Annotated in this window: 8 protein-coding genes and 1 pseudogene; 7 read left to right on the top strand and 2 right to left on the bottom strand. The window is 77.9% G+C overall.

Annotated elements, in window-relative coordinates:
* Positions 1-682: 682 nt before the first annotated feature.
* The 7 genes and pseudogenes from IPO09_16350 to IPO09_16320 all read left to right on the top strand — a co-directional run bounded on the left by IPO09_16350 (position 683) and on the right by IPO09_16320 (position 10,315).
* A complete protein-coding gene (locus IPO09_16350; GenBank protein ID MBK9518886.1) occupies positions 683-3,184 on the top strand; it encodes an LPS-assembly protein LptD in 2,502 nt (833 codons plus the stop codon).
* 38 nt (positions 3,185-3,222) lie between these two features.
* Positions 3,223-3,882, top strand: a complete 660-nt coding sequence (locus IPO09_16345) for a TetR/AcrR family transcriptional regulator (protein MBK9518885.1) — start codon at positions 3,223-3,225, stop codon at positions 3,880-3,882.
* 98 nt (positions 3,883-3,980) lie between these two features.
* On the top strand, positions 3,981-5,564 hold the full coding sequence (locus IPO09_16340; protein MBK9518884.1) for a phosphoglycerate dehydrogenase: 1,584 nt from the start codon (positions 3,981-3,983) through the stop codon (positions 5,562-5,564).
* 12 nt (positions 5,565-5,576) lie between these two features.
* Positions 5,577-6,587 carry an ATP phosphoribosyltransferase regulatory subunit gene (gene hisZ / locus IPO09_16335; protein MBK9518883.1) on the top strand — a complete coding sequence of 337 codons (1,011 nt, stop codon included), beginning with the start codon at positions 5,577-5,579 and terminating at the stop codon, positions 6,585-6,587.
* A gap of 170 nt (positions 6,588-6,757) precedes the next feature.
* Complete coding sequence (locus IPO09_16330) at positions 6,758-8,053, top strand: adenylosuccinate synthase (protein ID MBK9518882.1); 1,296 nt, start codon at positions 6,758-6,760, stop codon at positions 8,051-8,053.
* 110 nt (positions 8,054-8,163) lie between these two features.
* Positions 8,164-8,637: pseudogene (locus IPO09_16325) on the top strand (tetratricopeptide repeat protein).
* A 628-nt stretch (positions 8,638-9,265) separates the two neighbouring features.
* A complete protein-coding gene (locus tag IPO09_16320) occupies positions 9,266-10,315 on the top strand; it encodes a tetratricopeptide repeat protein (GenBank protein ID MBK9518881.1) in 1,050 nt (349 codons plus the stop codon).
* 6 nt (positions 10,316-10,321) lie between these two features.
* Here the strand turns inward: IPO09_16320 and IPO09_16315 are convergent, their stop codons facing one another.
* Positions 10,322-10,948 (bottom strand): FHA domain-containing protein, encoded by a 627-nt coding sequence (locus tag IPO09_16315; GenBank protein ID MBK9518880.1) that lies wholly within the window; start codon positions 10,946-10,948, stop codon positions 10,322-10,324.
* Positions 10,945-13,347, bottom strand: a complete 2,403-nt coding sequence (locus IPO09_16310; GenBank protein MBK9518879.1) for a DNA internalization-related competence protein ComEC/Rec2 — start codon at positions 13,345-13,347, stop codon at positions 10,945-10,947. Before IPO09_16310 ends, IPO09_16315 begins: the two co-directional genes overlap by 4 nt.
* Between the last annotated feature and the right edge of the window lie 116 nt (positions 13,348-13,463).

Below are 13,463 nucleotides of genomic sequence, written 5' to 3'. Positions count from 1 at the left end.
GCGCAAGGCGGCCGCCGCCGCCGCCGCCGTCGAGAAGCAGGCCGCCGCCGCCGCCGCGGTGGCCGCCAGGCGGGCCGCCGCCGAGGCGGATCGCCAGGCCCGCGCCGACGCCAGGCAGCGCGCCCGCGAGGAGGCCGAGGCCGCCAGGGTGGCGGCGCTCGAGGCCCGCCGGCTGGACGTGGAGGCCCGCGCCGCCGCCAAGGCCGCCGCGCTGGCCGGGGCCGGTCCCGCCACCAGGCTGGCCGAGGTGGGCTTCCAGCAGGTGCCCGGCGCGTCGCGGGTCTTCCTGCGCACCAGCGCCCCGCCGCGCTTCACGGTGACCGACGTGGGCGACGACGTGGTGCGCATCGAGCTGGAGAACACCCGCGCCACCCGCCGCAACGACACCCGCTTCCTCGACACCTCCTTCTTCGCCTCGCCGGTGGCGCTGGTCACCCCGAGCATGCGGGGGAGCAGCTACGTGGTGGACATCAAGCTCAAGCAGCGCGTCCCCTACCAGCAGAAGGTGGAGGGGGACATGCTGGCCCTGGACTTCGAGCGGCCCCCCAGCGCGGCCGAGGCGGCCGCCCTGCCCGCCGCCGACGAGCCCGCGGCCGCCCCCGAGGACGAGGGCATCCTGGTGGCCCCGCCCGACGCGCCCGCCGGGGCCCCGGCGGAGCCCGCGCCGAAGCTCTAGGCGGGCGTGCTGCTCCCGCTCGCCGCCCTGCTCGCGGCCGGGCTCCTCGCCGCCACCCCCGTCCCGGGCGGCGATGGGGCGGTCCGCGTCGAGGCCGGCTCCGCCGCCTACGACGTGGCGGGCGGCACCTACCGGCTCGAGGGCGGCGTGGTCATCAGCCGCGGCGTGGTGCGGCTGCGCGCCCGCTCGGCCCGATGGGACCCGCGCAGCAGCACGGTGGAGGCGGCCGGCGACGTCCTGCTCACCGACGCCACCCGGGCCGTGGCGGCCGAGGGGCTGCACGCCGTGCTGGACGGCGACTTCGAGGCCAGCGGGGTGGTGGTCTACCTCAAGCGCGGCCCGACCGACCTGTCGGCCGCGGCCGACGCGGCGGCGGCGGGCCGCTGCGGCGCCAACGCCCTGGTGGCGCGGGCCGATCGCATCACCGGCACGGCCGCCGGCGAGGTCGGGCCGGTCCAGCTCACCGGCGTGCGGCTCACGCTGTGCGACTGCCCGGCCGGGCCGCCCTCCTGGGAGCTGCGGGCCGATCGGGCCGTGGTCCACCCGGGCGAGCGCGTCGAGCTGACCTGGCCGGTGGTCTACGTGACGCCCCGCTTCCTCCTGCTGGAGCGGCCGGTCCCGGTGTTCACCTTCCCGTGGGTGGCGCTGCCGCTCGGGGAGCGGGTCACCGGCCTGCTGGCCACCGAGCTCGGGACCACCGGCCCCACCGGCTTCACCCTGGGCCAGCCGGTCTACGTCACCCTGGGGCCGGCCGCCGACCTGACGGCCACGCCCCGCTGGCACTTCGGTCGGCGCCGCGCCCAGGTGGCGGCGGGCGACCCGGCGGTGCGCGGGCCCGGGGCGTCCCTGGAGCTGCGCTGGACGCCCACCCCGGAGGCGGCCGGGCGGCTGAAGGCCGATCTGGCCTGGGATCTCGACGACGAGGAGGAGCTGGGGCCGGTGGATGGCGCGGCCGGCGCCAGCGGGCTGCGGCTGGCGCTGTCCGGCGGCTGGGCCCAGCGGCTCTCGCCGCGCGCCACCCTGCGCGCCGACCTCGACCTGGTGGGAGATCCGCTGCACGTGCGCGACTTCACCCCGGACGTGCTGCAGCGAGACGCCACCACCCGCCGCTCGGCCCTGCAGGTCTCCGGCCGGGGCCAGGACCTGGTGCTGGACCTCTCCGCCGCCTGGCTCCAGCCGGTGGCGCGCGACGGCAGCCTGGCGGCCTGCGCCGGCGGCGACACCGGCTGCCAGGGCGGCCTCTTCGGCGGCGGTTTGCCGGCCTTCCAGCGCTGGCCCGCGCTGGCGGCCACCCTCCTGCCCACGGCGCTGGCCGGGCCGCTGCGGCTCTCCGGCCGGGCCGGCCTGGCCCGCTTCGCCCCGCCCGGCGGCGCCACCTCCGACGGCGGCGCCGACGGCCTCGGGCCGGGCGACCGCGGCTGGACCCGGGACGCCGCCGATCCCACCGAGCTGGACGGGCGCTGGCAGGTGGGGGAGCGGCGGGCGCTCACCCGCCTCGAGACCCGCGCCGAGCTGGCCGCTCCGTTCACCGTGGGTGGGGTGCTCTCGCTGATCCCGTCGCTGCAGGGCGCCGCGCAGGGCGCGCTCGCCGACGGCGAGGGCCAGGTGGTGACCGCCGGGTGGGGCCGGGCGCGGCTCGGCGCCGGGACCACGCTGGCGCGCCGCTTCGGCGGGCTGCGCCACCTGGTCCAGCCCAGGCTCGACTGGTCGCTCACCTCGGGGGTGGCGGGCGGGCGGGCCGAGACCTTCGCCGCCGACGGCCTGGACCGCGGGCCGGCCACCCCGGCCGGCGCCGCCGCGGCCTTCGCCGGGGCGCGCCTGGCCGCGGCCGCCCCGCCGGGACTGTCGCACCAGCTGCGGCTGGCCCTGGCCACCCGGCTGTCCCGCGGCGAGGTGGAGCTGGTGCGGGCCGAGGTGGGGCAGGAGGTGGACCTCGGGCGCGGCACGCTGGCCGAGGCCTGGCTCTCGGCGGCCGCCGCCGGCGGTCCGCTCACCGCCGAGGCCGACCTGCGCCTCTGGACCGCCGGGCGCCCGGCCGGCGCGCCGGTCTCCGCGGGCGGCTCCTGGCTGGACGCCTTCTCCGAGGTGCGCCTGGCCCTGGCGCTGGCCGACGGCCGCGGCGACTCGCTCAGGGCCGGCCTGCTGGCGGTGGGCGCGGGCGGCTCCGGGCGCCTGGGCGCGGGCCAGGACGTGCTCTTCGACGGCCGCGTCGCGCCGGTGGACGCCCTGGCCACGGCCACCCTGGGGGCCACGCTCCAGCTCGGCCCGGCGGCGCTGCGCTACGACGTCCGGCTGCCCGGCCGCACCGCCCAGGTGGCCGCCTGCCAGGGCTCGGGCACCAGGCTGGTGGGCCCCTGGGACGCCCAGCAGCACGTGGCCGGGGTGGAGTGGGACTCGCCGTGCCGCTGCTTCCGCGTCCAGGCGGCGCTCAGGGTGGACGGCTGCGGTGACCTGGGCGGCTCGGTGATGCTCGATCTGGGCCGCGCCGCCGGGCTGGGCGGGCGCTGAGCGGTCTGCTAGATACCGGCGGCACCCAGGAGCCACGAGTGACCGCCCCGCGCCCGCAGAGAGCCCCGCCGCACCGCGTCGCCGCCGACGCCGCCGAGCCGGAGAAGCGCCGCGCCATCCTGCACGCCGCGGTGCGGGTCTTCGCGGAGAAGGGCTACCACGGCTGCCGCATCGCCGACGTGGCGCGCGCCGCCGGCGTGGCCTACGGGCTCGTCTACCACTACTTCAAGAACAAGGACGAGCTGCTCGAGAGCGTCTTCGCCGAGCAGTGGACCATCCTCATCAACGCCCTCAGGGCCATCGACGAGGGGCCGGGCACCTCCGAGGAGAAGATCGCCGGGGTGTGCGGCTTCGTGCTGGACGTCTACAAGACGGCGCCGACGGCGGTGCGGGTGCTCATCCTGGAGGTGACCCGCACGCCCAACGCGCTGCGGGCCGGCTCGACTCCCCAGACCTTCGCGGCGGCGGTGGGCATCCTGGCCGACCTGGTGCGGCGCGGGCAGGCGGCCGGCGAGCTGCGCGCCGACGTCGAGCCGGTGGTGGCCGCGGCCGCCGTGCTGGGCGCGCTGGAGATGACCCTGACCGGCCTGGTGATGGGCCTGGTGCGGCCGCCCGAGCCGTCGGAGGACGAGCTCGACGCCGTCAAGGCGCAGCTGGTCGGCCTGCTGCTGTCCGGGCTGCGCGCGCCGGGGCGCTGAGCCGCCCCATCCCTGCCGGAGCGTTGACGCGCCGGCGGGCCGCTGACAGCATGCGGCCCCTTTTTCAGACACCACCCGCTCTCGCAGCAGGAGGCAGCATGTTCCGGGTCCTGGTCTCAGACGACCTCTCCACCGAGGCGGTCCAGATCCTCCGCGACGCCGGCCTGGAGGTCGACGTCAAGGTCGGCCTGAAGGCCGAGGCGCTGGAGGCCATCATCGGCGACTACGAGGGGCTGGCCGTCCGCAGCGCCACCAAGGTGACGGCCCGCCTGCTGGAGAAGGCCACCCGCCTCAGGGTGGTGGGGCGGGCCGGCGTGGGCGTGGACAACGTGGACCTGGAGGCGGCCACCCGCCGCGGCGTGGTGGTGATGAACACCCCGGGCGGCTCCTCCACGGCGGTGGCCGAGCTGGCCCTGGCGATGATCCTGTCGCTGTTCCGCCACGTGGCCGCCGCCACCGCCAGCGTCAAGGCCGGCAGGTGGGAGAAGAAGAAGTTCCAGGGGCGCGAGCTGGCCGGCAAGACGCTGGGGGTGGTGGGCATCGGCAACATCGGCTCCATCCTGGTGGACCGCTGCCGCGCCATGAAGATGAAGGTGGTGGCCTACGACCCCTTCATCTCGCCGGAGGCCGCCGCCCGGCTGGGCGTGACGCTCACCGACCTGGAGGGGGTGTGGCGCGAGGCCGACGCCATCTCGCTGCACGTGCCCCTCACCGACCAGACCCGCAACCTGGTCGACGCCGCCGCCCTGGCCAGGATGAAGCCGGGGGCGGTGCTGGTGAACTGCGCCCGCGGCGGCATCGTCGACGAGGTGGCCCTGGCGGCCGCGCTGGCGTCCGGCCACCTGGGCGGCGCGGCGCTGGACGTCTTCGACCCCGAGCCCCCGCCGGCCGGCCACCCGCTCCTGGCGCTCGACAACGTGGTGCTCACCCCGCACCTGGGCGCCTCCACCGAGGAGGCCCAGGTGGCGGTGGCGGTGGCGGTGGCCGAGCAGATGGCGCAGTACCTCAAGGCGGGCGAGGTGACCAACGCCATCAACGTACCCAGCCTGCCCAAGGAGGTGCTGGCCGCCCTGGGCCCGTACCTGCCGCTGGCCGAGACCCTGGGCGCCCTGGCCGGGCAGCTCCTGCCGGCCGGTCCCACCGAGGTGGTGGTGTCGGTGGCCGGCGAGCTGGCCTCGGCGCCGACCCGGGCGCTGGCCAACCGGGCGCTGGTGGGGCTGCTGCGCCACGTCCTCGACACCCCGGTCAACGAGGTGAGCGCCCCCAGCGCGGCCAGGGAGCGCGGCCTGGTGCTGCGCGAGGAGCGGGTGGCCGAGGCGGTGGACTACGCCAGCCTGCTCACCGTGACGGTGCGGGGGCAGGGCGGCGAGGTGAGCGTGGCCGGCACGGTCTACGGCAAGTCCGAGGCGCGGCTGGTGCGGCTCAACGGCTTCCGGCTCGAGGCGGTGCCGGCCGGCCTGGTCATCCTCTGCGAGAACGACGACGCCCCGGGGGTGGTGGGCAACCTGGGCACCACGCTGGGCGCCGCCGGCGTCAACATCGCCCGCATCTCGCTCTCCCGCCTCGACGACCGGACGCGGGCCTTCGCCTTCCTGAACGTGGACTCCGTGCCCGAGCCGGCCGTGCTGGACCGGGTGCGGGCCCTGCCGCACGTCCGCACCGTCAAGGCCATCACGCTGTAGCCCGAGGACCCGATGCTCGACCTGTCGCTGCCCACCGGCCTGCGGGACCTGCTGCCCGACCACTCGGCCCACCTGGCCGAGCTCTCCAGCCGCCTGCAGGAGGTCTTCGCCGGCTTCGGCTACCGCCGGCTCTTCCTGCCGACCCTGGAGCGCCTCGAGGTGGTGGAGCGCGGCCTGTCGCGGGCGGCGCTGGCCGACGTCATGAAGTTCGTCGAGCCCGGCTCGGGCGAGGTGGTGGCCATCCGGCCCGACATCACCCCGCAGATCGCCCGGCTCTACGCGGCGCGGCCCGACGCCCTGCCGGCGCCGGCGCGGCTCTGCTACGACGGGCCGGTGCTGCGGGCCCGCGAGGCGCGCGCCGGCCGGCCGCGCGAGGTCTACCAGGCCGGCGTGGAGCTGCTGGGCGCCGGCGGCCCCCGGGCCGACGCCGAGGCGCTGGTGGTGCTGCGCCAGTCGCTGGCCACGGTGGGCCTGAGCGACGCCGTCATCGAGGTGGGCCACGCCCGCTTCGCCGCCGCCGCGCTGGAGGCGGCCGGCCTGTCCGGCCCGGCGCAGGAGGAGGCCTGGCTGGCGCTGGCCCGCAAGGACGGCGGGGCGCTGGAGCGGCTGGCCCGACGGGCGCGCGGCGCCACCGCGGCGAGGGCGGCGCTGGCCGAGCTGGCCGGCCTGTACGGCGACGGAGCCCTGACCCGGGCCCGGGCCTTCGCCCGCCGGGTGCCGGCCTGCGCGCCGGCGCTGGCCGAGGTGGAGGCGGCGCTCCGGCTGGCCCGCCGGAAGGGGCTGGGCGAGGTGGCGGTGGACCTGGGCGAGGCCCGCGGGCTCGGCTACTACACCGGGCTGACCTTCGCCGGCTACGCGCCGGGGGCCGGGGCCGCGGTGGCGGCGGGTGGGCGCTACGACGAGCTGCTGGCCCGCTTCGGGCGGCCCGGCCCCGCCATCGGCTTCGCGGTGGACCTGGAGTTCGCCACCCAGGCGCTGGAGCGCCAGGCCAAGGCGCCGCGCCGGCGCGCCGCCAGGCGGTAGGCCGGTCCGGCGGGCCGGCCCGCGGCGCTCCGTCCGCCCCCGGGGGACGTGCGCCGCGGCGCACGTCTGGGCGCTTCCAACCTCCCGGCCCTGCTGGTATCTTTCCCGTCCCGCGCGCCCGTCGGCGCGCCGCGCCGGCCCGCCCGGGCCGGACACCAGGAGCCATCCAGATGCCGAACGTCGTGGTCGTCGGAGCCCAGTGGGGCGACGAGGGCAAGGGGAAGATCGTCGACCTCCTCACCTCGCACGCCGACGTGGTGGTCCGCTTCCAGGGAGGGAACAACGCCGGCCACACGCTGGTGGTGGACGGCGAGAAGACCGTCCTGCACCTCATCCCGGCCGGCATCCTCCACCCGGGCAAGTCCTGCGTCATCGGCAACGGCGTGGTGCTCGACCCGGCCGTCTTCGTGATGGAGATCGACCGGCTCAAGCAGAAGGGCTTCCTGAAGGACGACGCCCAGCTGGTGCTCTCGCTGGACGCCCACGTCATCATGCCGTGGCACAAGCAGATCGACGTGGCCCGCGAGGCGGCCGCCGGCGCCGGCAAGATCGGCACCACCGGCCGCGGCATCGGCCCGACCTACGAGGACAAGGTGGCGCGGCGTGGCCTGCGGGTCCGCGACCTGCTCGACGAGGCCCGGCTGGCCCGCAAGGTGAAGGAGCGGGTCCAGCAGGCCCGCGAGGAGCTGAAGCGGCTGGGCGCGCCGTCGGAGCTCGACGAGGCGGCCATCGTCCGGGAGCACGCGCTGCTCGGCAAGCGGCTGGCGGTCTACGCCACCGACGTGTCGCTCTGGCTCCACCGCGCCCTCAAGGCCGGCAAGCAGCTCCTCTTCGAGGGGGCCCAGGGCACCATGCTGGACGTGGACCACGGCACCTACCCGTTCGTCACCTCCTCCAACACGGTGGCCGGCAACGCGGTGGTGGGCTGTGGCCTCGGGCCTCGCGCCGTGGACTACGTGCTCGGCATCACCAAGGCCTACTCGACCCGGGTGGGCGGCGGCCCGTACCCCACCGAGCTGAAGGACGAGACCGGCGAGCGGCTGCGCAAGATCGGCAACGAGTTCGGGGCCACCACCGGCCGCCCCCGCCGCTGCGGCTGGCTCGACATGCTGGCGCTGCGCTTCGCCGCCCGCGTCAACGGCCTGGACGGCCTGGCCATCACCAAGCTCGACTGCCTGACCGGCTTCGAGACGCTGAAGATCGCGGTCGGGTACAAGATCGACGGCAAGGTGATGGACGAGATGCCCTCGGATCCGGAGCTGCTGGAGCGGGCCGAGGCGGTCTACGAGGAGCTGCCCGGCTTCACCGAGAAGGTGGACGGGCTGCGCGACTTCGAGGCCTTCCCGAAGAACGCCAAGGCCTACGTGCGGCGGGTCGAGGCGCTCTCCGGCGTGAAGGTGATGGGGCTGTCGGTGGGCGCCGACCGCGGCGAGACCATCATCCTCGAGAACCCGTTCCGGCGCTGAGCGCCGGCGGCCAGGCGGCCCGCCCCCCGGGCCGCCGCCGCGCCGCCGCGAGGCGCCTGGTCGCAGCCCGCCTCGTCGCGGGCCGCGGCCGCCTCAAGTAGAATGGGACGATGCGCGCCCTCCTCCCGCTCCTCGTCCTGCTCGCCGGTCCGGCCCTGGCCGCGGCCCCGCCGGCCCCTCCCGAGGCGCGGGCGCTCAAGGAGCAGGGCGACGCGCTGCGGAAGGCCGGCGACGCCGACGGGGCGCTGGCGGCCTACGCCGGCGCCCTGAAGCGCCACGGCGCCTACGCCGAGGCCTACGAGGCCCAGGGCGAGGTGCACTTCGGCCAGAAGCGGCTCCCCGAGGCCCTGCAGGCCTTCGGCTACGCCGTCGAGATCGACCCGGAGTATGCGCTGGCCTGGTACAACCTGGCCTTCGCGGCGCGCAAGTCCGGCGACCTGGCGCGCGCCCGCCAGGCCTACGGCCGCTACGTCAAGCTCCGCCCGGCCGACCCCGACGGCCACTACGGCCACGCCGAGACGCTGCGGCTGCTCGACGACAAGCCCGCCGCCGTCGCCGAGTACCGGCTCTACCTGGACCTGGCCAAGCCGCTGCCCGACCAGGCCGCCTGGGTCGAGAAGGCCAAGGCGCACCTGGAGGCGCTGCAGGCGCCGGAGCCGAAGGCCGATCCGGCGGCCGTGGTTGCGGCACCGATCGTGGCCGCGGCGCCCCCTCACCCCGGCCCTCTCCCCCAGCAGGCTGGGGGAGAGGGTGAGCGGAGCGTGGCGACCTCGGCCGCGAGTTCGACCGCGGTCCCGAGCCCGACCGCCACCCCGACTGCGACCGCAATTGCGGCCGCGACGGCGACCGCGGCCCCGACTGCGACCGAGACCGCGACCCCGACTGCGACCGAGACCGCGACCCCGACCGCGACCCCGACTGCGACCGCGACCGCGACCCCGACCTCGACCTCGACCGCGACCGCGACCCCGACCTCGACCTCGACCTCGACCTCGACCGCGACTCCGACCGCGACCCCGACCGCGACCCCGACCCCGACCCCGACTGCGGCCGCGGCCGCGGCGCCCCATCACCCCGGTGAGCAGCGCGCGGTGACCCCGGCCGGTCCCTCCTCCTCCGGCCCCGGCCTCGCCTCGGCCCTGATCACCGCGGGCGCTGCCGTGGGAGGGGCGGGTGCGGGGCTCACGGCTGCTGCGCCAGCGGCTTCCCCTGTTGCTTCCGGCACCGCTGCCGCAGCATCCGCCGCGCCGGCGCCGGCGACCACCCCACCTTCCGCCGGGCCCGTGGGCGCTGCCGTCCCCTCGGCCACGCTCGCTCCAGCCGCCGCCGCGCCGCCTGGCCACCCTCGCTCCGCCGGTCGCCGCATCGCCGCCGGCCGCGCCTGCGCCTGGCGCCGCCCCGCCAGCGGCACCGCCCAGCCCGGCCTTCGCCGAGAAGCTCGCGGCGGGGGATCGCGCGGCGGCGGCGGGCGAGCCCCGCAGCGCGCTCTTCCTCTACCAGGACGCCGTCTACCTCGACTCCGCCTCGTCGGAGGCGCGCCTCCGGCTGGCGCGCACCTACGCCACCCTCCGCCACCCGGACAAGGCCGAGGCCCAGCTCCGGCTGGTGCTGGAGGCCGAGCCCGGCAACCTCGAGGCCAGGAGGCTGCTCGACGAGGTGCGGAACCCGCCGCGCCCCGGCGTGCCCGGGGGCGGGGCGCCCGGGGTGGGCGCGGGGGCCGCGGCGGGCGTCGGCCCTGCGGGGAGCGGCGCCGGGGTCGGGGCCGGCGGCGCCGGCGCCCGGGTCTACAGGCTCGCGCCCGAGGACGGGGCCGCGCCCGGCTTCGGGGGTGGACTGGCCGCCCCACCTCCACCGGCCCGGGCGGCCCCGCCCGCGCCGCCGGAGCCCGACGGCCCCAGCGCGGCGGAGCTGTACCGCTCCGGCCTGACGCAGTTCGCGGCGCGCGACTTCGCCCTGGCGGTGGACAGCCTGAGCCGGGCGCTGGAGCGGGCCCCGGAGCTCGGGGTGGCCCACGAGGCGCGTGGCAGCGCGCGCCTCGGGCTCGGCCAGCTGCGCGAGGCGGCGCGCGACTACCAGCGCGCCGCCGAGCTCGATCCCGACCGGGCCTCCCCGCTCTGGGGGCTGGCCGAGTGCTACCGGCAGCTCGGCGACCGGCGCGCCGTGGAGGTGTACCAGCGCTACGCCTCCCACGGCGGCGCCGACGCCACCCCGCGGCTCCGGGAGCTGGCGAGCCAGCGGGCCGAGGAGCTGCGCAACCGCTGAGCAGGCTCACCAGGCCGCCAGGCCCGCCGAGGCGCCGGCCAGCAGGAGCGAGGCGGCCGCCAGGAGCGCCCAGGCGTGGACCGCCCGGTGAGGCGGCCCCGGCGCCGGAGCGTGGTCCTCGGCCGGGGTCGACGCGGCCGCCGGCGCGCCCGCTTCGACCACCAGGCCAGGCGCCAGCTCCCCGGCGCCGTGCACCAGCGCCTCCACCGGGTCGACGAAGCGGAGCTCGGTCCCGCCGAGCACCAGCCGGTCGCCCGGCCGGAGCGCCACCGCCCCGGACGCCAGGCGCGCGCCGTTGAGCACCACGCCGTTCTTGGAGCCGAGGTCCTCCACCGTGGCCTGGCCCGCCTCGCCGAGCCGGAGCCGGGCGTGCCGGCGCGACACCCCCGGGTCGGCGAGGCGCAGCCCGGCGCCGTGGTCCCGGCCGACGATCAGCTCCTCGGCCAGCGCCACGGACCGCTCGCCACCACCCCGGGCGAGGACCACCAGGTGCGGCGCCACCGGCGCCGATCCGCCTCCCAGGGCCCACCGCAGCAGGACCCCCGCAGCCACCCGGGTGGCGCCCGCAACCGGCGCTGGCGCCTCGATCCCGAGCTCAGCGCCGCCTTCGTCCTCGCCCCCGCCCTCGCTCATGGCCCCTCCTTCCCGTGCGACTCACCGAGCGCCGGCGCTGGCTCACGGGCCACGGCTCCGCCGTCCGGGACCGATGCCGGCGCCCGCCGCTCCCGCCACACCGCCAGCGGGTCCACGGCGTCGCCGGCCGGCACCCTCCGGAAGGCCTCCCCGTCCGAGAGGAAGCGCGCCGCCCCCTGGTCGGTCCGGGCCCAGGCCGCGCCGGCGCCGCGCCAGCGCGCCTCGGCCTCGGCGTGCGGGAAGCCGAAGCGGTTGCCGGCCCCCAGGCTGGCCACGGCCCAGGTCGGGCGCACCAGCTCGACGAACGGCACCGACGAGCTGGTCCGGCTCCCGTGGTGCGGCACCTTCACCAGGTCGGCGCGCAGCAGCGGGCCCGAGGCGGCCAGCGCCGCCGCCTCGCCCGCGCCCTCCAGGTCGCCGGTGAGGAGCAGCGCGGTCCGGCCGTGCTCGACGCGCAGCACCAGCGAGGCGTCGTTCTCCTCGAGCGCCGGGTCGTCGGCCGAGACGGCCAGCAGCCGCACCCCGGCCCGCTCCCAGGCCTGGCCGCGGCGCAGCCGGCGGGCGGCCGGGAGACGGGCCAGCACCTCGGCCACCGCCCCGTCGGGCGGCCCGCCGCCCAGGATGACCTCCTCCACCGGGAAGGCCGCCGCCACGGCCGCCAGCCCGAGCGTGTGATCCGGGTGGGGGTGCGACACGACCACCAGCGCCAGCCGCTCCACGCCGAGGTCGCGGAGCAGCGGCACCAGGTCGCGGGCGCCAGGGTCGACGCCGCCCGGGAAGGTCCCGCCGGCGTCCACCAGCACGGCCGCGCCGTCGGGCAGCCTGAGCAGCGTGGCGTCGCCCTGGCCCACCGAGGTGAAGATGACCTCCAGCTGCCCGCGCGACCGGGCGGCGGCGGCCCGCACCGGCCCGGGCAGGGCCAGGCAGGCCACGAAGGCCGCGGCCGCGGCCCAGCGAGCCATCCCCCGCAGCCACCCCAGCGAGAGGGCCAGGGCGCAGGCCACGCCGGCCACCAGCGGCCCGGGCGAGGCCACCCCGATCACCGCGAACGACGGGGCGGCGGCGGCATCCGAGACCGCCAGCAGGGCGGTCGCCAGCGGGCGGCACACCCAGAGGAGCGGCAGGGCCAGCGGGGGCCAGGCGGCCGCCAGCAGGGCCGCGGCGGCGGTCAGGGCGGTGAGCGCCGTGCCGATGGGGACGCCGGCCAGGTTGGCCAGCACGCCCAGGGCGGGCAGGCGGTGGAAGTGGAGCGCCAGGATGGGGGCCGTGGCCAGGCTGGCCGCCACGGTCGCGGCCAGGCCGGCCAGCAGGGGCTCGAGCAGGCGAGCCCGCCAGCTGCCGCGGTGGGGCCGAGCGAAGGGGAGGGCCCGGCGGAGCGGTCCGGCCAGCGCCACCAGCCCGGCCACCGAGGCCAGCGAGAGCTGCAGCGACGGGTCGAGCAGGGCCCCCGGCTCCACCGCCAGCACCGCCAGGGTGGCCAGCCCCAGGGTGTTGGAGGAGGAGCCCTCGCGGTCGAGCAGGCTGGCGCCGAAGAGGGCGCCCGAGGCCAGGGCGGCGCGGACGATGGCGAACCCGGCGCCGGTGGCCAGGGTGTAGGCCAGCACCGCCGGCAGGGCCAGCGCCGCCGCCAGGCGGCGGGTGTCGTACCGCGCGGCCAGCGGCTCCACCCGGGCCAGGCCGGCCCCCAGCAGCCAGGCCAGCCCGGCCGCCACCACCACCAGGTGCAGGCCGGAGACGGCCAGCACGTGGGCCAGGCCGGAGCGGGCGAAGGAGTCGCTGGTGGCCTGGTCGAGCCCGGCCCGGTCGCCCGTCCCGATGGCGCGCACCAGCCCGGCCTCCCGGGCGGGCAGGGCGGCCCTGGCCGCCTCGGCGAAGCGCTCGCGACCCCGCTCCAGCCAGGCCAGCGGGCTCGGGGGCGCCACCCGCACGGGCGGGAGCAGGGCCTGCGCCTGCAGCGCCACGCCCACCGCGGCCAGCCGGGCGGCCTGATCGGCGGCGCCTGGGTTGCGCGGTCCGGGTGGGCGCGCCAGCCGCGCCGGGAAGCGGAGCCGGTCACCCGCCGAAAGCGGCCAGGCGGCCGGCGGCGCCAGCACCTCGTAGAGATCGCCTGCCGGGGTCCGCAGGGTGAAGCGCAGCCGGTCGAAGCCCGGCGAAGGGACGGTGGTGACACGCCCCTCCAGCTCGACGGGGTGCTCCGGGACCCTGGGGGCGGGGGTCGCCCTGGCCAGGTCGGCCGAGAGCCAGCCCGCGGCGGCGAAGGCCACCGGGGCCAGCGGCGGCGAGGCGGCCAGGGGAAGCGCAACGAGCCCGGCGGGGTGGAACGGGACACCGCCGAGCGACAGGGCGGCGCCGAGCAGCAGCCCCACGGCCAGCGGCAGGAGGGGTGCGCTCGGATTCATGGATGAATCCGGACTGCGCCCGTTGACGCGCCGCGCCCACGGGGGAAATCCCGAGTGATATTGATTTGGTCCGAAAAACGTGGTACTTCTCCGCGACTAAGCTCCCGCCTCGGCCC

It is taken from the genome of Anaeromyxobacter sp., from assembly GCA_016718565.1.
In the GTDB taxonomy this organism is placed as follows: Bacteria; Myxococcota; Myxococcia; order Myxococcales; family Anaeromyxobacteraceae; genus JADKCZ01.
Note: the sequence above shows the minus strand (reverse complement) of the source record. Positions and strands in the feature narration are given on the sequence as shown.

Excerpts from the sequence above, each read along its gene's own strand:
- IPO09_16330 (MBK9518882.1), top strand. The coding sequence starts at position 6,758 with ATGCCGAACGTCGTGGTCGTCGGAGCCCAGTGGGGCGACGAGGGCAAG.
- IPO09_16340 (MBK9518884.1), top strand. The coding sequence starts at position 3,981 with ATGTTCCGGGTCCTGGTCTCAGACGACCTCTCCACCGAGGCGGTCCAG.
- IPO09_16315 (MBK9518880.1), bottom strand. The coding sequence starts at position 10,948 with ATGAGCGAGGGCGGGGGCGAGGACGAAGGCGGCGCTGAGCTCGGGATC.
- hisZ (MBK9518883.1), top strand. The coding sequence starts at position 5,577 with ATGCTCGACCTGTCGCTGCCCACCGGCCTGCGGGACCTGCTGCCCGAC.
- IPO09_16310 (MBK9518879.1), bottom strand. The coding sequence starts at position 13,347 with ATGAATCCGAGCGCACCCCTCCTGCCGCTGGCCGTGGGGCTGCTGCTC.